Origin of the sequence: Pseudomonas sp. EA_35y_Pfl2_R111 (genome assembly GCF_963970955.1) — a bacterium.
Lineage (GTDB): Bacteria > Pseudomonadota > Gammaproteobacteria > Pseudomonadales > Pseudomonadaceae > Aquipseudomonas.
Genome location: NZ_CAXAOM010000004.1, coordinates 138,930 through 160,540, shown reverse-complemented (window position 1 = coordinate 160,540; position 21,611 = coordinate 138,930). Strand labels below are relative to the sequence as shown.

19 protein-coding genes are annotated in these 21,611 nt (G+C 61.3%); 13 read left to right on the top strand and 6 right to left on the bottom strand.

The annotated features are described in order from the left end of the window. Positions 1 to 19 precede the first annotated feature (19 nt). Positions 20 to 397, top strand: a complete 378-nt coding sequence (gene pcaC / locus AACY25_RS16230) for a 4-carboxymuconolactone decarboxylase (protein ID WP_339413292.1) — start codon at positions 20 to 22, stop codon at positions 395 to 397. Positions 398 to 452: 55 nt separating this feature from the next. Here pcaC and AACY25_RS16225 read toward each other — a convergent pair whose 3' ends face one another. From AACY25_RS16225 to AACY25_RS16215, 3 genes are all read right to left on the bottom strand, one after another. Then, a complete protein-coding gene (locus AACY25_RS16225; RefSeq protein ID WP_339413291.1) occupies positions 453 to 1,394 on the bottom strand; it encodes an AEC family transporter in 942 nt (313 codons plus the stop codon). A gap of 88 nt (positions 1,395 to 1,482) precedes the next feature. Continuing rightward, on the bottom strand, positions 1,483 to 2,043 hold the full coding sequence (locus tag AACY25_RS16220; protein WP_339525893.1) for a response regulator transcription factor: 561 nt from the start codon (positions 2,041 to 2,043) through the stop codon (positions 1,483 to 1,485). A 13-nt stretch (positions 2,044 to 2,056) separates the two neighbouring features. Next, positions 2,057 to 3,310 carry an ATP-binding protein gene (locus AACY25_RS16215; protein WP_339413287.1) on the bottom strand — a complete coding sequence of 418 codons (1,254 nt, stop codon included), beginning with the start codon at positions 3,308 to 3,310 and terminating at the stop codon, positions 2,057 to 2,059. Between the two features lie 203 nt (positions 3,311 to 3,513). On the opposite strand from AACY25_RS16215, the gene AACY25_RS16210 reads away from it, so the two are divergent. Next, on the top strand, positions 3,514 to 4,221 hold the full coding sequence (locus AACY25_RS16210) for an SIMPL domain-containing protein (protein ID WP_339525892.1): 708 nt from the start codon (positions 3,514 to 3,516) through the stop codon (positions 4,219 to 4,221). Positions 4,222 to 4,443: 222 nt separating this feature from the next. After that, positions 4,444 to 6,042 carry an ABC transporter substrate-binding protein gene (locus AACY25_RS16205; protein WP_339525891.1) on the top strand — a complete coding sequence of 533 codons (1,599 nt, stop codon included), beginning with the start codon at positions 4,444 to 4,446 and terminating at the stop codon, positions 6,040 to 6,042. 55 nt (positions 6,043 to 6,097) lie between these two features. Here the strand turns inward: AACY25_RS16205 and AACY25_RS16200 are convergent, their stop codons facing one another. Further along, positions 6,098 to 7,324 carry a M24 family metallopeptidase gene (locus AACY25_RS16200; protein WP_339525889.1) on the bottom strand — a complete coding sequence of 409 codons (1,227 nt, stop codon included), beginning with the start codon at positions 7,322 to 7,324 and terminating at the stop codon, positions 6,098 to 6,100. A 167-nt stretch (positions 7,325 to 7,491) separates the two neighbouring features. Here AACY25_RS16200 and AACY25_RS16195 point away from each other — a divergent pair, with 167 nt between their 5' ends. From AACY25_RS16195 to AACY25_RS16165, 7 genes are all read left to right on the top strand, one after another. Continuing rightward, positions 7,492 to 8,055 (top strand): cupin domain-containing protein, encoded by a 564-nt coding sequence (locus AACY25_RS16195; RefSeq protein WP_339525887.1) that lies wholly within the window; start codon positions 7,492 to 7,494, stop codon positions 8,053 to 8,055. 268 nt (positions 8,056 to 8,323) lie between these two features. After that, positions 8,324 to 9,895 (top strand): ABC transporter substrate-binding protein, encoded by a 1,572-nt coding sequence (locus AACY25_RS16190; protein WP_339526290.1) that lies wholly within the window; start codon positions 8,324 to 8,326, stop codon positions 9,893 to 9,895. A gap of 219 nt (positions 9,896 to 10,114) precedes the next feature. Further along, the gene (locus tag AACY25_RS16185; protein WP_339525886.1) at positions 10,115 to 11,707 is read left to right on the top strand and encodes an ABC transporter substrate-binding protein; all 1,593 of its coding nucleotides are present in this window, start codon (positions 10,115 to 10,117) and stop codon (positions 11,705 to 11,707) included. Between the two features lie 130 nt (positions 11,708 to 11,837). After that, on the top strand, positions 11,838 to 12,848 hold the full coding sequence (locus AACY25_RS16180; RefSeq protein ID WP_339525885.1) for an ABC transporter permease subunit: 1,011 nt from the start codon (positions 11,838 to 11,840) through the stop codon (positions 12,846 to 12,848). Between the two features lie 10 nt (positions 12,849 to 12,858). Beyond that, a complete protein-coding gene (locus tag AACY25_RS16175; protein WP_339525883.1) occupies positions 12,859 to 13,761 on the top strand; it encodes an ABC transporter permease subunit in 903 nt (300 codons plus the stop codon). A 10-nt stretch (positions 13,762 to 13,771) separates the two neighbouring features. After that, positions 13,772 to 14,746 carry an ABC transporter ATP-binding protein gene (locus tag AACY25_RS16170; protein WP_339525882.1) on the top strand — a complete coding sequence of 325 codons (975 nt, stop codon included), beginning with the start codon at positions 13,772 to 13,774 and terminating at the stop codon, positions 14,744 to 14,746. Next, positions 14,746 to 15,717, top strand: coding sequence for a peptide ABC transporter ATP-binding protein (locus AACY25_RS16165; RefSeq protein WP_339525880.1), 972 nt, complete (start codon positions 14,746 to 14,748; stop codon positions 15,715 to 15,717). The genes AACY25_RS16170 and AACY25_RS16165 overlap by 1 nt, the downstream gene beginning before the upstream one ends. Positions 15,718 to 15,736: 19 nt before the next feature. Here the strand turns inward: AACY25_RS16165 and AACY25_RS16160 are convergent, their stop codons facing one another. Further along, positions 15,737 to 16,513 (bottom strand): YdcF family protein, encoded by a 777-nt coding sequence (locus tag AACY25_RS16160; protein ID WP_339525878.1) that lies wholly within the window; start codon positions 16,511 to 16,513, stop codon positions 15,737 to 15,739. Positions 16,514 to 16,539: 26 nt separating this feature from the next. Beyond that, positions 16,540 to 16,983, bottom strand: a complete 444-nt coding sequence (locus AACY25_RS16155; protein ID WP_339525877.1) for a hypothetical protein — start codon at positions 16,981 to 16,983, stop codon at positions 16,540 to 16,542. A gap of 213 nt (positions 16,984 to 17,196) precedes the next feature. Between AACY25_RS16155 and leuS the strand changes: the two genes are divergently transcribed. From leuS to holA, 3 genes are read left to right on the top strand one after another with little or no spacing between them, the layout of a single operon-like run. Further along, positions 17,197 to 19,809 (top strand): leucine--tRNA ligase, encoded by a 2,613-nt coding sequence (leuS, locus tag AACY25_RS16150; RefSeq protein WP_339525875.1) that lies wholly within the window; start codon positions 17,197 to 17,199, stop codon positions 19,807 to 19,809. Between the two features lie 57 nt (positions 19,810 to 19,866). Continuing rightward, on the top strand, positions 19,867 to 20,478 hold the full coding sequence (locus tag AACY25_RS16145) for an LPS-assembly lipoprotein LptE (RefSeq protein ID WP_339525873.1): 612 nt from the start codon (positions 19,867 to 19,869) through the stop codon (positions 20,476 to 20,478). A 40-nt stretch (positions 20,479 to 20,518) separates the two neighbouring features. After that, positions 20,519 to 21,553: a DNA polymerase III subunit delta gene (holA, locus tag AACY25_RS16140; RefSeq protein ID WP_339525872.1), complete on the top strand. Its 1,035-nt coding sequence runs from the start codon at positions 20,519 to 20,521 to the stop codon at positions 21,551 to 21,553. Positions 21,554 to 21,611: the final 58 nt, after the last annotated feature.

Genomic DNA, 21,611 nt, shown 5'->3' with positions numbered 1-21,611 from the left:
CCATCGGGAGGAAAGCTGCATGAGTGACAATCACGAACAAGGCCTGAAAGTCCGCCGTGAGGTGATGGGTGACGCCTTTGTCGACCGCGCTTTGGGTAACGCCACTGACTTTACCCAGCCGCTGCAGGACTTCGTCAATGAGCACGCCTGGGGCGGCGTGTGGACCCGTGACGGGCTGGATCGCAAAACCCGCAGCCTGATCACCCTGTCGGCACTGACCGCGCTGAAATGTCCGCAGGAGCTCAAGGGCCACGTGCGCGGCGCGTTGAACAACGGCTGCACAGTCGAGGAAATCCGCGAAACCCTGCTGCACTGCGCGGTGTATGCCGGCGTACCAGCGGCCATCGATGCCTTTCGCGCAGCGCAGGAAGTGATCGACGACCATCAGCAAGCCTGAGCGCCGCAAAACAGAAAGCCGGGCACTGCCCGGCTTTTTTATGCGCGCTGAGTAGCTATATCCAACCGCCCCACTGCAACAGCAATAGCCCAACGTTGGTGGTCACTACCGCTATCAGGGTGGTGATCACGATAATCGCCGCCGCCAGCTCATAATTGGCACCTACCGCGCGGGCCATGACGAAGCTGGCTGCCGCCGTGGGACTGGCGAAATACAGAAAGAGAATCGCCAGGTCCGCTTCACGAAAGCCATAGAGCCAGGCGCCATAGGTAGCAAGCAGCGGCAACCAGACCATCTTCATCAAACTCGCGCTAAGCGCCGTGCCGCTACCCTGGCGCAGCGAAGCCAGGCTGAGAGTGCCGCCAATGCAGATCAGCGCCAGTGGCAGGGTCATCTGCGCAAAATACTCGGCTGAGGTCATCAACCAGACAGGCACAGGAATCTGCCAGTAGGCGAAGGGAATCGCGAGCAGCACACCAATGATCAATGGATTGACCAGAATGCTCTTACCGATGGCCAGCGGCCCGGTCTTGACGCCAGGGCTGTAAATAGCCAGGACGATGGCCGAGAGGACGTTGTAGCAAAGGATCACCACTCCGCCGAGCACCGCGCCCAGGGACAGACCGTAGTCGCCGTAAAGGCTGGTGGCCAACGCCAGGCCGATAATGCCGTTGTTACCGCGAAACGCGCCCTGGGTGTAGATGCCGCGATCCTCGCGGGGGATGCGCCAGATCGCCCAGACCCAGGCCAGGGAAAAACAGACCAGGGTGGCAAGCACAAAGAACAGCAGCAGCGCCGGCTGCAGGGCCGCACTCAAGTCGGCTTTGACAATACCGAGAAATAGCAACGTCGGCATGGTGCCGCGAAACACCAGACTCGATGCCGTGTTGATAAATGCCGTGTCGATCCAGTGCAGGCGCTTGAGCACCACGCCGAGAAACAGCATGGCAAATACCGGTGCAGTGATGGCGAGGGTTTGCTGGACGACGGCAAGCATGAAAGCACCAGAGGGGTTGTCTGACAACCTATGTTAGCTGGCTAACCATTGCCTTGCTACCGTCGCCTGCAGAGGCACGCAGCCCTTTTCAGCGGCGTACCGGGCGCTTCTGCAATTTGCGCTGCAAGGTCCGCCGGTGCATGCCCAAGGCGCGGGCGGTGGCGGAGATATTGCCTTCGTGCTCGCTGAGTACACGCTGGATGTGCTCCCACTGCAGGCGGTCAACCGACATCGGGTTTTCCGGCACCAGCGTATCCAGATCAGCATGCTGGGTCAGTAGCGCGGCCAACACGTCATCGGCATCGGCGGGCTTGCACAGGTAGTTGCAAGCACCGCGCTTGATCGCCTCCACCGCAGTGGCAATGCTCGAATAACCGGTGAGGATGACCACACGCATTTCGGCGTCCAGCTCCAGCAGTTTGGGCAGCAGCACCAGACCGGAGTCGCCTTCCATCTTCAGGTCGACCACGGCGTAGTCCGGCAGATCCTGCTCGGCCAGGACCAAACCTTCTTCAGCCGAGCCTGCCGTGGATACGCGCAAGCCACGACGGCTCATGGCGCGCGCCATGACGCGGGTGAAGGTCGGATCGTCATCAACCAGCAGCAGGTGCGGTTGCTCTTCACCTTCGAACAGAACTTCGTCGCTCATACAAAATGCTTCCTTAAGCTCGGCCATAGGCGCGCGGCAACTTCAGCTCGGTGAGCGTGCCGCCTTCTTCGTGGTTATACAGTTTAACCGTGCCACCGGCACGGGTGACGCTGGCCTGGCTGAGGAACAGCCCAAGGCCAAAGCCCTTACCCTTGGTGGTAAAAAACGGTCGTCCAAGCTGCTCGGCGATCGCCAACGGCACACCGTCTCCGAAGTCACGAATGCTCAGGCGCAGCCATTGGTGATCCCAGTCCAGACGGACATCCAGCTTGTCTGGGCAGGCATCAGCTGCATTGTTCAGCAGATTGAGCAGCGCCTGGGTCAGGTCGGCGGGCGGCATCAGCCGAGGCGGCGTACCGCGCCCCAGGCACTGGTAGCGATAGCTGGCCTCTGGGCGCATCAGGTGCCAGCGATTGAGGGCCGCCTCCAGCCACTCCACCGACGACAACTCGACCACCGCCTGACGGCGATCCGCCTCGGCTGCACGCACCAGATGCTGCAGGGTTTCCTTGCACAGCTTGACCTGCTCCTGCAGCACGGCCAGGTCCTCCTGTAATGTCGGCTCCTGATGCTCGCGGCGCAGCTCTTTGATCAGCACGCTCATGGTCGCCAGCGGCGTGCCCAGCTCATGGGCCGCCCCCGCCGCCTGGGTGGCCACGGCTAACAATTGTTGATCACGCAAACCTTCTTCACGGCGCTCAGCGCGCAGCTCTTCCTGATGGCGCAGCTCTTCGGCCATCTTTGCCACGAAGAAGGTGATCAGTCCGGCGGCCAGGGCAAAGCTCAGCCACATGCCATAGATCAGCAGGCTCTCCCGTGGCCCTGCCGGCAATGCCAGCGGATGCGACCAGACCAGCAAAAAGGTGTAACCGCCCAGCGCCAGGCCGGACAGGGTGATGGTGTAGAGCCAAGGCAAGGTGGCCGCCGCAATAGTCAGCGGCACCAGGTAATAGGACACGAAGGGATTAGTCGAGCCGCCCGAGTAGTACAGCAGCAGGCTATGGATAATCAGGTCACAGCCCAGCTGCACCGCATACTCCTGCTCGGTCACCGGCCATGGGCCGCGCAAGCGCAATGCGGTCAACAGGCACAGCACCAGGGAAATACCGAGGGTGACGCTTAGCTCCAGCCAGGGCAGCGGCAAAGCGCCAGACTTGTAGGCCAGGCCCACGGACCCCGCCTGCGCCGCCAGCACCAGAATGCGGATCAGGGTCAGTCGCCAGAGGTTTTGCCGACTCGCCGACAGTAGCTGCACAGGTGCGAGCATAGAATCTCCAAGATGCCCATTTAACGAGCCGCAGGAGTATAACCAAGCACCCGGCCACACAACTGCGGCAACACGCCGCAGCAGGCCGCCTGGATGACCAGAGATAAAAGTGAACTGGGTTTAACCCGTTCAGTCTGATCGCTACGTCTACCCTCTGGAAAGCCGCGCATATCCCCATGCGCCCAACATATAAAGGAATCGTCATGCTGCCATTGTCCCGCCTCGCCACCGCTCTGCTGCTGAGCACCACCCTGTTGAGCGCCACCGCTATGGCCGAAGAAGCGCGTTACAACCAGGTCGCGCTGCGCGCCGAGGTCACTCAGGAAATCGCCCACGACCTGATGCACGTTACCCTCTACAGCGAAGCCCAGGACAGCGACCCAGCCGCCCTCGCCGCGCAGATCAGCAAAACCCTCAACGCTGGCATTGCTCAGGCGCGCAAGGTCAAAGGCATCAGCGTCGCCTCCGGCAGCCGTAACAGCTACCCGGTTTACGATGACAAGGGCCAAAAAATCACCGCCTGGCGCGAGCGCGCCGAGCTGCGTCTGGAAAGCGCCGATTTCAGCGCCCTGTCCACGCTCACCGGGGAAATGCTGCAAACCCTGAAAATGGGCGGAATGAACTTCAGCATTGCCGACGACACCCGCAAGACCCACGAAGATGCGCTGCTCAAGGACGCCGTAACCGCCTTCAAAGCCCGCGCCCAGCTTGCGACTGAAGCGTTGGGCGGCAGCGGGTACAAACTGGTCAGCCTGAACCTCAATAGCGGTGGTTTCCAACGCCCTATGCCGATGCGCATGGAAGCGATGAAAGGCGCGGCGATGATGGATGCGGTGACGCCGGAGATCGAGGCAGGCACCAGTCAGGTCAATATCAACGCCGATGGCGTGATCGAAGTGCAAATGCCTTAAACCTGCTACAAACAGCAGCAGCGCCGTTATCCGACGATAGCGGCGCTTTGCCATGTTTTACCCGCGCTTTTATAGAAATGCGACACCAACATACAGCTGCGTCGCCATTCCTGTTCTCTCCGCGACATGCCACTTGCCTACGGCATACGCCCTGCATAGCTTCATCCAAGGTCTCCATAAGAGGCCCCTCAGGATCACAACCACAATAACCATGAGGTCACTATGCGTAAGAACGCCGTCATCCAGGCTTTACTCGCCGCTGGGCTGATCGCCAGCTCGCCACTTGCCAGCGCCGCTGGCAACCTGGTGTTTTGCTCCGAAGGCAGCCCCGCCGGGTTCGACCCTGGCCTGTACACCACCGGCACCGACTTCGATGCTGCAGCGGAAACCGTGTTCAACCGCCTGAGCCAGTTCGAACGTGGCGGCACCAAGGTGATCCCCGGCCTGGCCGAGAAGTGGGATATCAGTGAAGACGGTCTGAGCTACACCTTCCATCTGCGCCCGAACGTGAAGTTCCATACCACCGAGTACTTCACGCCGAGCCGCGACTTCAACGCCGATGACGTACTGTTCACCTTCCAGCGCATGCTCGATAAGGATCACCCGTTCCGTAAAGCCTACCCGTCGGAATTCCCCTACTTCACCGACATGGGCATGGACGCGAATATCGCCAAGATCGAAAAACTCGACGACATGACCGTCAAGTTCAGCCTCAACGAAGTCGACGCCGCCTTTATCCAGAACCTGGCGATGAGCTTTGCCTCGATCCAGTCCGCCGAGTATGCCGATAGCCTGCTCAAGGCCGGCAAGGCCGCTGATATCAACCAGAAGCCCATTGGCACCGGCCCATTCGTCTTTAGCCGCTACCAGAAGGACGCGGTGATCCGCTTCAAGGGCAACAAGGAATACTGGCAACCCGATGAGGTGAAAATCGACAACCTGATCTTCGCCATCAACACCGACGCCTCGGTGCGCATGCAGAAGCTCAAGGCTGGCGAATGCCAGGTCACCCTGTTCCCACGCCCGGCGGATCTGGATGCGCTGAAAAAAGACCCTAACCTGGACATGCCTGAGCAGGCCGGCTTCAACGTCGGCTATATCGCCTACAACGTCACCCACCCGCCGTTCGACAAACTGGAAGTGCGCCAGGCACTGGACATGGCGGTGAACAAACAAGGGATCATCGACGCGGTGTACCAGAGCGCCGGCCAGCTGGCGACCAACGGCATGCCACCGACCCAATGGTCCTATAACGACAGCATCAAGGACCCCGCCTACGATCCAGAAAAGGCTAAGGAGCTGCTCAAAGCGGCTGGCGTCAAGGAAGGTACGGAAATCACCCTATGGGCCATGCCCGTGCAGCGCCCCTACAACCCCAACGCCAAGCTAATGGCCGAGATGCTGCAAAGCGACTGGGCCAAGGTCGGCATCAAGGCCAAGATCGTCAGCTACGAATGGGGCGAATACCTCAAGCGCGCTAAGGCCGGCGAACACGATGCCATGTTGATCGGCTGGAGCGGCGACAACGGTGACCCGGACAACTGGCTGGGCACCCTGTACGGCTGCGACGCAGTGGACGGCAACAACTTCTCCAAGTGGTGCCATGCCGAGTACGACAAGCTGGTGAAAGCCGCCAAGCGCGTGACCGACACCGCCGAGCGCACCGAGTTGTACAAGCAGGCTCAGGTAATCCTCAAGCGTGAAGTGCCGATCACCCCGATCGCCCACTCCACGGTCTACCAGCCGATGAGCAAGAAGGTCGAAGACTTCCGCATCAGCCCGTTCGCGCTGAACTCGTTCTACGGTGTCGGCGTTAAGTAACCCGTCCGGCAATAAAAAACGGCGGCCAATTGGCCGCCGTTTCTATTTACGTCATTTAACCGAGACCGAACGGATCATCCAGCGAATGACTGGGCGCGGTGAACCAGCGCGGCCCATCAGCGCTCATGTAGAAGTGATCCTCCAGACGCACGCCGAACTCGCCCGGCACGCAGATCATCGGCTCATTGCTGAAACACATGCCCTCGGCCAGCGGCGTCAGATCGCCACGCACCAGATAGGGGCCTTCATGTATATCCAGACCGATACCATGGCCGGTGCGGTGCGGCAGGCCCGGCAACTTGTAATCCGGCCCCAGTCCCGCCGCCTCCAGCGTACGCCGCGCCGCAGCATCCACCGCCTGACAGGGCTGGCCGAGCTGCGCGGCCTCGAATGCAGCCAACTGCGCGGCCTTCTCGATATTCCAGAAGTCGCGCTGACGCTGGCTGGGCTCGCCGAAGACATAGCTGCGGGTGATGTCGGACAGATAGCCATGCACTTGGCAACCGGTGTCGATCAGCACCATGTCGCCCTGCTTGAGGATCTGCGCGTGTTTGACGCCATGGGGGAAAGCACTGGCCGGGCCAAACAGCACGATGCAGAACGTCGAGCCCGCGGCCCCAACGGCGCGATGCGCCTGCTGAATAAACTCAGCGGCTGCCGTGGTGCTGATGCCCTCGTGCAGCACACTAGCAACGGCCTTGTGCACTTCCAGAGTCATGTCCTTGGCGCGCTGCATCAGGGCCAGCTCGGCAGATGACTTGCGCTGCCGGCAGTAAGCACTGATCACCGCGCCATCGACAAACTCGTAGCCTCTGGCCAGGCGACGTATGCCATCGACCATAAAAAACGCCAAGGTAGGACACAGGCCAATTTTCACTGGCCGCTCGGGATCAGCCGCGATGCCCATCCGCTGCAGGGTATCGAGCAGCAGTTGATAAGGGCTTTCGTGTTCATGCCAGGTATTGATGGCGCCTGCGAGCACTTGGAAATCGCGGATCGTACCGACCTCGAACGCCGGCGCCAGGTATTCCAGCGGCCCCTCGGCCGGGAGAATGGCACCCACCATGCGCTCACTGGGATGCCAGCGCACGCCGGTGAAATACTGCAGATTGCTGCCGGCATTGATAAATATCGCGGCAATACCTTCAGCCTGCATCCGCGCCTGGGCGCGACCCACCCGTGCCTGGTACTCGGCGAGTTCGATAGGCTGCGCACCATCCATCATGTTGTGTAGCCCGGCAAGCGCCTGTTGCGGCGTACAACCTCCGACACCGAGAGTCATCTCGCGCTCCTTTGTATGATCTGTATGTTGACCGAGCGAAATTTAAGTCTGACTTAAATTGAGCGCAACGATTATTTTAGTGCGACTTAAATGCACGGCTACTGTCCGACACTTTTATGCGCGACGCCGAACGGTATACTGGCGCTCTTTCAGCATGAGCCAGGGTTATGACCGCAGATCGCATCGGAGAACGTTTGCGCCGCTATCGGCGGGCCGCGAAGAAGACCCTGAATGAAGTCGCGAGCGAATCGGGGCTTACCGCCAGCTTTCTCTCCCAGGCCGAGCGCAACCTGACGGGCATCTCGATTTCCTCATTGGCCAGCATCGCCAAGTCACTCGATATTCCGCTCAATGTGCTGTTCGACCAACCGCCGCAACCCGAGCCCGACTCCCACCAGGGCGAACGCGTGCGCTACACCATCGAAGGCCAGCCCCTGGGCTACGAGCGCCTGTCCAGCAGCTTTCCCGGCAATCAGCTAAACGCGGTAAAGATGAGCATGCCGGTCGGCTATCAATCCGAATTGATCGCCCATGAAGGCGCCGAATTTGCCTACGTATTATCCGGCAAGATTCTCTACACCATCGACGGCCGCCAATACCCATTGAGCGTCGGCGACTCGGTGCACTTCGATGCAGGCAAAGCCCACCGCCTGGCCAATGTCGGCAACGACGTAGCGGAAATGCTGGCCATCACCACCCTGAGCTTGTTCGACGACCACAGCACGCCCTGACCTCTCACACTGCTACTGGTCTAAAGCATTGTCGCGACAACCAATGTTAGTAGCGCTTAATTTTTGTTGACCTCAATTTCAGCATGACTTAATTTCGAGCGCGACAGGTTGCTGAGCGATTTCGCTCCACCGCAGCTCTGGGCCGGCCTCTTCACCCGATAAGCCGGAACGCAGCGGTGCTGATCACAGCCCACGAGGCTGACCCTCAATGACGCCCAAAAAAAGAATAAATGAGGTACTCATGCGCACTCATACGTCCATCCAGGCCATGCTCGTCGCCGGCCTGTTTCTCGGCTCGACATACGCATCCGCCAGCAACCTGGTTTACTGCTCCGAAGGCAGCCCCGGCGGTTTCGACCCAGGCCAGTACACCACCGGCACCGACTTCGACGCCGCCTCGGAAACCCTGTTCAACCGCCTCGCTCAGTTCGAGCGCGGCAGCACCCTGGCCGTACCGGCCCTGGCGACCGAGTGGCAGGCCAGTGAAGACGGCCTCAGCTACACCTTCAAGCTGCGTCCCGGGGTGAAATTCCACAGCACCGAGTACTTCACCCCTAGCCGCACCTTCAACGCTGATGACGTGGTTTTCACCTTCCAGCGCATGCTCGACAAAGACCACCCGTTCCGTAAGGCCTACCCGACCGAGTTCCCTTATTTCACCGACATGGGCCTGGACAAGAACATCGCTAAGGTGGAGAAGGTCGATGACCTCACCGTGCGTTTCACCCTCAATAGCGTGGACGCGGCCTTTATCCAGAACCTGGCGATGAACTTCGCCGCCATCCACTCCGCCGAATACGCAGACCACCTGCTCAAGACCGGCAAAGCCGCCGACATCAACCAGAAGCCAATCGGCACCGGCCCCTTCGTCTTCAACCGCTACCAGAAAGATGCGCAAATTCGCTTCAAGGGCAACAAGGACTACTGGCTGCCTGAAGATGTGCAGATCGACAACCTGATCTTCGCCATCAACACCGACGCCTCGGTGCGCGCGCAAAAGCTCAAGGCTGGCGAATGCCAGGTCACCCTGAACCCACGCCCGGCGGATCTCGCCGCGCTGCAGAAAGACCCCAATCTGCAGGTGCCCAGCCAGCCTGGCTTCAACCTAGGTTACATCGCCTACAACGTGACCCGCGCGCCCTTCGACAAAGTCGAAGTGCGTCAGGCGCTGGACATGGCCATCGATAAGCCGGCGATCATCAGCGCGGTCTACCAGGGCGCCGGGCAATTGGCCGTCAACGCCATGCCGCCGACCCAGTGGTCCTATGACGAAAGCATCAACGCCATCCCGCAAGACATCGAGAAAGCCAAGGCCCTGCTCAAGCAGGCCGGCGTTGCCGAAGGCACCAAGATCACCCTGTGGGCCATGCCCGTACAGCGCCCGTATAACCCCAACGCCAAACTGATGGCCGAAATGCTCCAGGCCGACTGGGCCAAGGTGGGCATCCAGGCTGAGATCGTCAGCTACGAGTGGGGCGAGTACATCAAGCGCGCCCATGCCGGCGAGCATGACGCCATGCTGATTGGCTGGACTGGCGACAATGGCGACCCGGACAACTGGCTGGGCACCCTATACGGCTGCGACTCGGTCAATGGCAACAACTTCTCCAAGTGGTGCGATGCCGGCTACGACAAGATCGTCAAACAGGCCAAGGCGATTACCGATCGCGACGCCCGCAGCGAGCTGTATCAGCAGGCGCAGCAGATCTTCCAGCAACAACTGCCGATCTCCCCGATCGCGCACTCAACGGTCTACCAGCCCATGCGCAACAGCGTAAAAGGCTTCGAGATCAGCCCCTTCGGGCGCAACAGCTTCTACGGCGTCAGCAACACGCGCTGAGAGCGGCATCACCGGCGGGCCTGAAAAAACGCCCGCCAAACACCTAATAAAAACGACTGTATTCCTCCCCCGGCAACCACCGGCTGAGTGTTTCGTAGCTGCCAAAACGTTAGCAAGAATGTGCTTTCCGAGCGTTGCCGAGGCTATTTCGCACCGGCGACAAGTAGTCCGCATAAGCACTCCTTGCCTGATAAAAAAAGCCGTTACAGGAGCCAACAGATGACCTTCGCACTTCGCGCCAGCATTGTTTTGAGCCTCGCTCTCGGCTGCGCGGCCGTCCAGGCAAAACCATTAGTGGTGTGCACCGAGGCAGCGCCGGAAGGCTTCGATATCGTGCAATACACCACGGCGGTAACCGCTGATGCGACGTCTGAAGCGCTGTTTGATCGCCTGGTGCGCTTCAAGCCCGGCACCACCGAAATCGAACCGGCCCTGGCCGAGCGCTGGGACACCAGCCCCGATGGGCTGAGCTACACCTTCTATCTGCGCAAAGGGGTGAAATTCCACAGCACGCCCTGGTTTACCCCCAGCCGCGAGATGAACGCCGATGATGTGCTGTGGAGCATCCAGCGCCAGCATGACCCCAAACACCCCTGGCATGCCCAGTCTGGTCGCGGTTTTCCGTACTTCGAAGCCATGGAGTTCGGCAAGCTGATTGCCCGTATCGAAAAACTCGACGAGCACCGTGTTCGCTTCGTACTCAACCAGCCCCAGGCGCCCTTCCTCGCCGACATGGCCATGGGATTCACCTCGATCTATTCCGCCGAGTATGCCGAGCAGCTGCTCAAGGCCGGTAAGCAGGAGCTGCTCAACAGCCAACCGGTCGGCACCGGGCCGTTCGTGCTGCAGCGCTACGCCAAGGATGCTCAAGTGCGCTACACCAGCCACCCGGATTACTGGGATGGCGAGCCGGCGTCGGAAAAGCTGCTGTTTGCCATCACCACCGATCCCAATGTGCGTATCCAGAAACTGCGTTCCGGAGCCTGCAACATTGCCCTGTATCCACGCCCCTTCGATATTCCGGCGCTCAAGGCTGATGACCATCTGAAAGTGCTGGAACTTGACTCGCTGCTGACCGCCTACGTAGCCCTCAACGTGCGCCATAAACCGCTGGACGATGTACGCGTGCGCCAGGCGATCAACCTGGCGTTCGACAAGCAGGCCTACCTCAGCGCGCAGTTCGGCGCAGACGGTGCCAGCCCCGCCATCGCGCCCTACCCGTCAACCCTGCTCGGCTACGACAGTCAGCTGCAAGGCTGGCCCCACGACCCACAGCGCGCCCGTCAGCTGCTCGCAGAGGCTGGCCACGCAAACGGCATCAGCCTGTCGATCTGGACCCGCCCAGGCGGCGGTCCCACCAACCCCAACCCGTCACTCGGCGCACAGATGCTGCAAGCCGACTTGGCAGCGGTCGGTATCAAAACCGACATCCGCGTAATGGAGTGGGGCGAGCTGATCAAGCGGGCGAAAAATGGCGAGCATGACCTGGTGTTTATGGGCTGGGCCGGCGACAACGGTGACCCGGATAACTTCCTCAGCCCCAACCTGTCCTGCGCCGCCGCGCAGAGCGGCGAGAACCAGGCTGGCTGGTGTGATGCGGCATTCGACAGACTGATTACCCAGGCCAGGGAGACCACCGCCCCGCAGCAGCGCGCCGTGCTCTACCGCCAGGCACTGGCGATTTTCCATGAGCAGGCGCCGTGGATTCCCCAGGCCCATCCCAAGCAATTCAGCGCGGTCAGCCAGGATGTCGAGGGTTTTACCCTCAGCCCCATGGGCTCGAACAATTACGCCAAGGTAAAGCGGCACTGATTCTGCAAGCTGCACTCAAAACAGGACCACTGGCGCGCACCAGCCGCGCGCCAGTGGCAGATCGACACAATATGCCAACGGCCCACGTAGCCGTTGGCGCGAATGAACTGATGCGGAGTAACAAAACCCCATGTTTGCTTTTATTGCACGCCGCCTGGGATTGCTGATTCCCACCTTCTTCGGCGTTACCTTGCTGACCTTCGCGCTGATCCGCATGATCCCCGGCGACCCGGTGGAAGTGATGATGGGCGAACGCCGCGTCGACCCGGAAATGCACGCCCAGGCCATGGAGCGCCTGGGTTTGAACAAGCCGCTGTATGCGCAGTATTTCGACTATATCGGCAAGCTGGCGCAGGGCGATCTGGGTGAGTCGCTGCGCACCCGTACCAGCGTCTGGGATGAGTTCACCACGCTATTCCCCGCCACCCTGGAATTGTCACTTGCCGCCCTGCTGTTCGCCGGCACCCTGGGGCTGATCGCCGGGGTGATTGCTGCACTGAAACGGGGCTCGCTGTTCGACCATGGAGTAATGGGCATCTCGCTGGCCGGTTATTCCATGCCGATTTTCTGGTGGGGCCTGCTGCTGATCATGTTCTTCTCGGTATGGCTGGGCTGGACGCCCGTGTCCGGACGCATCGACCTGCTCTACGACATCCCGCCGGTCACCGGTTTTATGCTGATCGACACCCTGCTTTCGGATGAGGAAGGCGCCTTCGTCGACGCCCTGCGCCATCTGATCCTGCCGGCCATCGTGCTCGGCACCATTCCACTCGCGGTTATCGCGCGGATGACTCGCTCGGCCATGCTCGAAGTGCTGCGCGAGGACTATGTGCGCACAGCCCGCGCCAAAGGCCTGTCGCCGGCCCGCGTGGTGTTCGTGCACGGCCTGCGCAATGCGCTGATCCCAGTACTCACGGTCTTCGGCCTGCAGGTCGGTACGCTGCTGGCGGGCGCCGTACTGACCGAAACCATCTTCTCCTGGCCGGGCATCGGCAAATGGCTGATCGAGTCGATCGGCGCGCGTGACTACCCTGTGGTGCAGAACGGCATTCTGCTGATCGCCTGCCTGGTGATTCTGGTCAACTTCGTGGTGGACATCCTCTACGGCCTGGCCAACCCACGCATTCGCCATCAGCGCTAAGGAGAGCCCAATGACTACGCAAGCCACACTCGATCCATCGTTGTTCTACCCTTCGCCGCTCAAGGAATTCTGGCAGGCATTCGCCCACAACAAGGGCGCGGTCGCCGGGCTGGCGTTTATGATCCTGCTGGTGATCTGCGCACTGTTTGCACCGTGGATCGCGCCGCATGACCCCAGCGAGCAATACCGCGAATTTCTGCTGACCCCGCCGGTCTGGTTGGAGGGTGGCCAGCTGCAATTTCTGCTGGGCACCGATGAAGTGGGGCGCGATCTGCTGTCGCGGTTGATTCATGGCGCGCGGCTGTCGCTGCTGATCGGTCTGGCCTCTGTATTGATGTCGCTGATCCCCGGCATTCTTCTCGGGCTGGTTGCCGGCTTCTTTCCGCGCCTGCTCGGCCCGTCGATCATGCGCCTGATGGACATCATGCTGGCCCTGCCCTCGCTGCTGCTGGCGGTGGCCATCGTCGCCATCCTCGGCCCAGGCCTGATCAACACCATCTTCGCCATCGCCATCGTCTCGTTGCCGTCCTATGTGCGCCTGACCCGCGCAGCGGTGATGGGCGAGTTGAACCGCGACTACGTCACTGCCGCGCGCCTGGCCGGTGCCAGCCTGCCGCGACTGATGTTTATCACCGTGCTGCCCAACTGCATGGCACCGCTGATCGTGCAGGCCACCCTGAGCTTTTCCTCGGCAATTCTCGATGCCGCGGCCCTGGGTTTTCTCGGCCTCGGCGTACAACCACCGACCCCGGAGTGGGGCACCATGCTGGCCTCGGCGCGCGACTATATCGAGCGAGCCTGGTGGGTGGTCAGCCTGCCAGGCCTAACCATTCTGCTCAGCGTGCTGGCAATTAATCTGATGGGCGACGGGCTGCGCGATGCACTCGACCCAAAACTCAAGAATGCGCAGTGAGGAACCCCGCATGAGCCTGTTGGATATCAAAAACCTCAGCGTGCGCTTCGGCGACGCCACGGCCATCCCGGTGGTCGACGGCCTCGACCTGTGCGTGGAGAAGGGCGAAGTGCTGGCGATTGTCGGCGAATCCGGCTCCGGCAAATCGGTGACCATGATGGCGCTGATGGGCCTGATCGACGCCCCCGGCATCGTCACGGCCGACAGCCTGCAGTTCGACGGCACCGACATGCTGCGCCTCAAGGGTCGCCAGCGGCGGCATATCGTCGGCAAGGACCTGTCGATGGTCTTTCAGGACCCGATGACCGCACTCAACCCCAGCTTTACCGTGGGTTTCCAGATCGAAGAAGTGCTGCGCCAGCACCTTAATCTCAAGGGCCAGGCTGCCCGCCAACGCGCACTGCAGCTGCTCGACCGGGTGGAAATTCCTGCCGCCGCCAGCCGTTTGAATGCCTACCCGCACCAGCTATCCGGCGGTATGAGCCAACGGGTAGCGATTGCCATGGCGATTGCCGCCGAACCGAAATTGCTGATCGCCGACGAACCGACCACAGCACTGGATGTAACCATTCAGGCGCAGATCATGGACCTGCTGGTGGGCTTGCAGCGCGAGCAGAACATGGGGCTGGTGCTGATCACCCACGACCTGGCCGTGGTCGCCGAAACGGCGCAGCGGGTCTGCGTGATGTATGCCGGGCAAGCGGTGGAGATCGGCCACGTACCGCAATTGTTCAACGCCCCCACCCACCCCTACACCGAAGCGCTGCTCAAGGCGATTCCCGAGCACAGCCAAGGCCAGCGCCGCCTGACCACACTGCCTGGCATCGTTCCGGGCCGCTATGACCGGCCGCTGGGTTGCCTGCTGTCGCCGCGCTGCCCCTACGCCCAGGTCCATTGCCGTGAGCAACGGCCGAGCCTGGATGCCCATGAACGTGGCGCGGCGCGCTGCTTCTATCCGCTTAACCTGACTGCGGAGGTGGCCTGATGAGCGCCGTCCTAACTGCTCGCGACCTCACCCGTCACTACGAAATCTCCCGTGGTCTGTTTCAGCCCAACGCCCAAGTGCAGGCGCTGAATGGCGTGTCCTTTGAATTACAGGCGGGCAAGACCCTGGCGGTGGTCGGCGAGTCCGGCTGCGGCAAATCCACCCTGGCCCGCGCCCTGACGCTGATCGAGGAGCCCAGTTCAGGCTCGCTGCAGATCGCCGGACAGGAAGTAACCGGCGCCAACAAGGCGCAGCGCAAACAGCTGCGCCGTGATGTGCAGATGGTCTTTCAGAACCCCTACGCCTCGCTCAACCCGCGGCAGAAGGTCGGCGATCAGCTGGGCGAGCCACTGCTGATCAATACGGAGTTATCGCGAGTGGAACGGCGCGAGCGGGTGCAGGCAATGATGCAGCAGGTCGGCCTGCGTCCCGAGCACTTCCAGCGCTACCCGCACATGTTCTCCGGCGGGCAGCGCCAGCGCATCGCCCTGGCCCGCGCCATGATGCTGCAACCCAAGGTGCTGGTGGCCGACGAGCCGACCTCGGCCTTGGACGTGTCAATCCAGGCCCAGGTGCTCAACCTGTTTATGGACCTGCAGGAACAATTCAACACCGGCTACGTGTTTATCTCGCACAACCTCTCAGTAGTGCGCCATGTCGCCGATGATGTATTGGTGATGTACCTCGGCCGCCCGGTGGAAATGGGCCCCAGCGAGCGGATCTATGACCGTCCGCTACATCCCTACACTCAGGCGCTGCTGTCGGCGACGCCGACCATTCATCCTGATCCGAGCAAACCAAAGATCAAGATCAGCGGCGAGCTGCCCAACCCGCTGTCGCCCCCCAGCGGTTGCGCGTTCCATCAACGCTGCCCGCATGCCAGTGAACGCTGCCAGGTTGAACAGCCTGCGCTGCGCCTGCTCGATGCGCGGCAAGTGGCTTGCCACCATGCCGAGTTGATCAATAGCTAGCAGTGCAACCCGGTGCTGGTTACTGCGCCTCAGGGCCGCGGTAGAACAACCGATACGCCAACAACCCAACAGCCTCGTTAAGCAGCAGGCCGTTCTGCCAGACGGCCTTGCTTTCCGGCAACCAGCCGCCAGCAGGCCGGCCGTTGGGTATGCCGAGAAAACCCATCGGTGCGCTGACCACCTGTAAACCTGCCTGCTCGAAGCTCCAGCGCGACCTCGGCATATGCCAGGCCTGGGTCACCAGCACCACGCGGGTAATCCCCGCTTGCTTAAGCAGTTCAGCACTGTGGGTCGCATTCTCCCAAGTGGTGCGGCTCAAGCCTTCCTGCCAACGCACCGGCAAGGCGTAATCGCGCGCCAGCACCTCGGCCATCAAGGCCGCTTCACTGGGCGGTGCGCCAAAGTGCAACCCGCCACTGGTGAGCAGTGGCAAACCTGAGGCCTTAGCCAGGCGAGCAGCGAAACGCACGCGCTCCAACGCCAGCAAGCTGGGCTGATCTGCGCCCCAGCCGGGATCAGCCAGTTCACGCCCACCGCCCAGAACCACAATCACTTCCGCCTGCCGACCCAGCGCGGCCCATTGCTGCTCATTTAATGCCGGCTCGGTTTCCAGTATCCGCGCCGAATGCTCGACCACCAGCGGCAAACTAAACAGCCACATACCGCCCAGCCCGGCGACCAGACAACCCAGAGCCAAACGTGGAAATCGCCGACGCAGCCACCAGGCGGCCAGCAATAAAAGCAGAAACAGACCTGGCGGGAGGAAAAACTGTTTAAGGATGTAGCGAATCGGCATTGGGCACCTCCATGGGTGCGCGCAGCCTATCGATGATTGCTCGCCCGAAACAACTGCGAACCGCAGGCCTTGCACGCCTGTACACCATTGCCGGACTGCCAGCCCGCCAGAGTGCCGCACAAGGCGCAGCACAACTGCAAACGACGTTTTATCAGCGGTTTGACCTTACCAGGCAACGCGGCGGTGGCTTTGTGGCCGGAGCGGCCGACCTTGCGTGCACTTGGTAGCTGATCGATCTGCGCCATTTCCTGGGCCGCCGCATGCCAGCCGCGCAGCCAGTTCAGGTCACGATCCAGGTAGGCGCGAATCAGCTCCATTTCCGCCGCCGTCAGGCCGCGCAGCTCTAGCTCCAGCGGCGGTTGCGCGGACAGCGCACTCAGGTTGTCTGCCTCATCCAAGGCCATGGCAAGGCGTTGCAGCAGCCGCTCATAGAGCCCGCCCCCAGCTGCACCACGCCGAAACTCCGCCATCCTTCACCTCGCCCCGGAGCAGATTGCCGCTCCATATAGCAAGCTTAGCGTTCGCGCTTTAACCAGCGGTGCCTGGCGACAAACGGCGCGGGCCGCTGGGCGTGGCCAGGCCGCCGTAGCTGGAGCGCGGCGCAATCAGGGTTTCCCTGAATAAGCGGGGCTCATGTATGCTACGGCGTTTTCCGCAAGCCCTTATTCCCAGCGCCGGTAGCCATGCAAGAACAGTACTCGCCCCGTGAAATCGAAGCCGCCGCGCAGTCCCTTTGGGACGCGCAGAAATCCTTTGTAGTGAGCGAACAGCCTGGCAAGGAGACCTTCTACTGCCTGTCGATGTTTCCTTACCCAAGCGGCAAGCTGCACATGGGCCATGTGCGCAACTACACCATCGGTGACGTGATCGCCCGCTACCAGCGCATGCTCGGCAAGAACGTGCTGCAGCCGATGGGCTGGGACGCTTTCGGCATGCCGGCGGAAAACGCCGCGATGAAGAACCAGGTCGCGCCTGCGAAGTGGACCTACGAAAACATCGAATATATGAAGACCCAGCTGAAGTCGCTGGGCTTGGCCGTGGACTGGACACGCGAAGTCACCACCTGCAAGCCGGATTACTACCGCTGGGAACAATGGCTGTTTACCCGTTTGTTCGAAAAAGGCGTGATCTACCGTAAGAACGGCAGCGTCAACTGGGACCCGGTGGACCAGACCGTACTGGCCAACGAGCAGGTTATCGACGGCCGCGGCTGGCGCTCCGGCGCGCTGATCGAAAAGCGCGAAATCCCTATGTACTACTTCAAGATCACCGCCTACGCGGAAGAGCTGCTGAGTAGTCTGGACGAACTGGATGGCTGGCCGGAACAGGTCAAGACCATGCAGCGTAACTGGATCGGCAAGAGCTTCGGCGCTGATGTGGTGTTTGATTATGACCAAGCCAGCGTCGGCATCGACGGCCAGCTCAAGGTCTACACCACCCGTCCCGACACCCTGATGGGCGCCACTTACGTCGCCGTGGCAGCCGAACATCCGCTGGCGCAACGCGCCGCCGAGAGCAATCCGGCTATCGCAGCGTTTATCGCCGAATGTAAAGCCGGCTCCGTGGCCGAAGCCGACATGGCCACCATGGAGAAGAAGGGCGTTGACACCGGGCAATTCGTAATTCACCCGCTGAGTGGCGACAAGCTGCCGGTATTCGTTGCCAACTACGTGTTGTGGGGCTACGGCGAAGGCGCGGTTATGGCCGTGCCGGCGCACGACGAGCGTGATTTCGAATTCGCCAACAAGTACGACCTGCCGATCAAGCAGGTCTACACCGGCGAAGGCAAAGAATACGACGCCACTCAATGGCTGGACTGGTACGGCGACAAAGCCGGCCTGACCAGCATCAACTCCGGCAAGTACGACAACCTGGACTTCAGCGCCGCCTTCGACGCCATCGTCGCGGACCTGGAAGCCAGCGCCCATGGCGCGCGCAAAACCCAGTTCCGCCTGCGCGACTGGGGCATCAGCCGTCAGCGTTACTGGGGCTGCCCGATCCCAATCATCCACTGCGACAGCTGCGGCGATGTGCCCGTGCCGGAAGACCAGCTCCCCGTCGTGCTCCCCGAAGACGTAGTGCCGGATGGCGCTGGCAGCCCGCTGGCGCGCATGCCCGAGTTCTACGAATGCAGCTGCCCAAAATGCGGCAAGCCGGCCAAGCGTGAAACCGACACCATGGACACCTTCGTTGAGTCGTCCTGGTATTACGCACGCTATGCCTCACCGCATTACACCGGCGGCATGGTCGACCCCGAAGCGGCCAACCACTGGCTGCCGGTGGATCAGTACATTGGCGGTATCGAACACGCGATCCTGCACCTGCTGTATGCGCGCTTCTTCCACAAGCTGATGCGTGACGAAGGGCTGGTCAGCTCGAATGAGCCGTTCAAGAACCTGCTGACCCAGGGCATGGTGGTCGCCGAGACCTATTACCGCACCCTGGAAAACGGCGGGAAAGACTGGTTCAACCCGGCCGATGTCGAGCTGGAGCGTGACGCCAAAGCCAAGGTCATCAGCGCCAAACTGAAAAGCGACGGCCTGCCGGTGGAAATCGGCGGCACCGAAAAGATGTCCAAGTCGAAGAACAACGGCGTCGACCCACAGTCGATGATCGATCAGTTCGGTGCCGACACCTGCCGTCTGTTTATGATGTTCGCCTCACCGCCGGATATGAGCTGCGAATGGTCCGATTCCGGCGTTGAAGGCGCCAACCGCTTTCTGCGCCGCGTCTGGCGCCTGGCGCAAAACCACGTCAACCAGGGCATCGCTGGCGCACTCGACTTGGCCAGTCTGAATGACGAGCAGAAGGCCGTGCGCCGCGCGATTCATCTGGCAATCAAGCAGTCCAGCTTCGATATTGGCCAGCACCACAAATTCAACACCGCCATCGCCCAGGTGATGACGCTGATGAACGTGCTGGAGAAAGCCGCACAAACCACGGCTCAGGACCGCGCCCTATTGCAGGAAGGCCTGGAAGCGGTGGCGCTGCTGCTGGCACCGATTACCCCGCATATCAGCCATCAGCTTTGGCAGGAACTGGGGCATGACGAAGCCATCATTGATGCATCCTGGCCGCCGGTGGATGAGTCTGCCCTGATACAGGACAGCCTGACCCTGGTAATCCAGGTCAACGGTAAGCTGCGTGGGCAGATTGAAGTACCGGCATCAGCCTCTCGCGAGGAGGTGGAAGCAGCTGCACGTGGCAATGAGGGCGTGCTGCGCTTTACCGAAGGCCTAAGCATTCGCAAGGTCATCGTGGTGCCAGGCAAACTCGTGAATATTGTTGCCAACTGATTAAGCTCGGCGCGCCCGCACAGCGGCGCGCCGCAAGACACGCCAAGGGGATAAAAGATGATCAAACGGAATCTGTTGGTAATTGGCCTGGCTACTCTGCTTAGCGCTTGCGGCTTCCAGCTGCGCGGCACTGGTGACGTGCAATTCGCCCTCAAGGAACTGGATGTCAGCGCACGTAACGCCTATGGCGAAACCGTCAACGACGTACGCGACGTGCTGGAGAACAACGGCGTACGGGTCTACGCAGGCGCACCATACCGCCTGGTACTTAGCAAGGAAAAGGAAGAACGCCGCGCCGCAAGCTTCACCAGCGCGGCCCGCACTGCGGAGTACGAGATGACTAAAACACTCGACTACGAAATCCGCGGCAGCAAAGATTTGCTGCTGATCAGCGACAAGGTTGAAATGCAGCGCGTCTACAACCACGACGGTAACAACCTGACAGGTGGTGACCAAGAAGCCGCTCAGGTACGTCGGGAAATGAACCGCGAACTGGTTCAGCAGCTGGTTCAGCGCCTACAACAGGTCGACCCTGTGCAACTGGACCAATTGCAGCAAGCTGCAGAAGCCAAAGCCAAGGCAGAAGCCGATGCGCTGGAAGCCGCTCGCCAGCAACAGGCCGCGCAACCTCAGCAGTCGCCAATTCAGCTGCCGACTCCGGCCCAGTAGATTTTGCCGGGCCGCGCCAGCGGCCCCGCTCTGCGACCCCATGAAGCTTAACTTTGCACAACTCGGCAAACACCTGCTGGGCAACCTGAGCCCGGTGTATGTGGTCAGTGGCGATGAACCTCTGCTCTGCCAGGAAGCCACCGACGCTATTCGCGCCGCCACCCGCCAGCAGGGGTTCAGCGAACGCCAGGTATTCAACGCCGATAACAATTTCGACTGGGGCAACCTGCTGCAGGCAGGTGCCAGCCTGTCGCTGTTTGCCGACAAGCGCCTGCTGGAGCTGCGCCTACCCAACGGCAAACCCGGAGACAAAGGCGCTGCTGCGCTGCTCGAATACCTCGCCCGCCCCGCCGAAGACACCGTGCTGCTGATCAGCCTGCCGAAACTCGACGGCAGCGCGCAGAAGACCAAGTGGGGCAAGGCGCTGGTTGAAGGCGCGCAGACGCAGTTTGTGCAGATCTGGCCGGTCGATGCCCACCAGCTGCCGCAATGGATTCGCCAGCGCTTGGCGCAATCGGGCCTCAGTGCCAGCGCCGAAGCCGTGGACATGATTGCCGTACGTGTCGAAGGCAACCTGCTCGCCGCTGCCCAGGAAATCGAAAAACTCAAACTGCTCGCCGAAGGCACGCAGATCGACGTCGACACCGTGCACGCCTCGGTCGCCGACAGTGCGCGCTTCGATGTATTTGGCCTGATCGATGCCGCCCTCAATGGCGAAGCCGCCCACGCCCTGCGCATGCTCGAAGGCCTGCGCGGCGAAGGCGTGGAGCCGCCGGTGATCCTCTGGGCCTTGGCCCGGGAAATCCGCCTACTGGCCACCATCGCCCAACAGTACGGCCAAGGCATGCCACTGGAAAAAGCCTTCAGTTCCGCCCGCCCCCCTGTCTGGGACAAGCGCCGCCCACTGGTCAGCAAAGCCCTGCAACGCCTGTCCGCCGCCCGCTGGGCCGCGCTGCTGCAGGATGCCCAGCAGATCGATGCGCAGATCAAAGGCCAGGCGGCCGGCGATCCCTGGAGCGGCCTAAGCCTGATAACGCTAAACATCTGCGGCCAACGCCTAGGCCTATCCCGCTAGCCCCAGACTCTGGACTTTTAGCTGCGTGCGGATCATCCTTCGTCCGCCTGCGATGTGC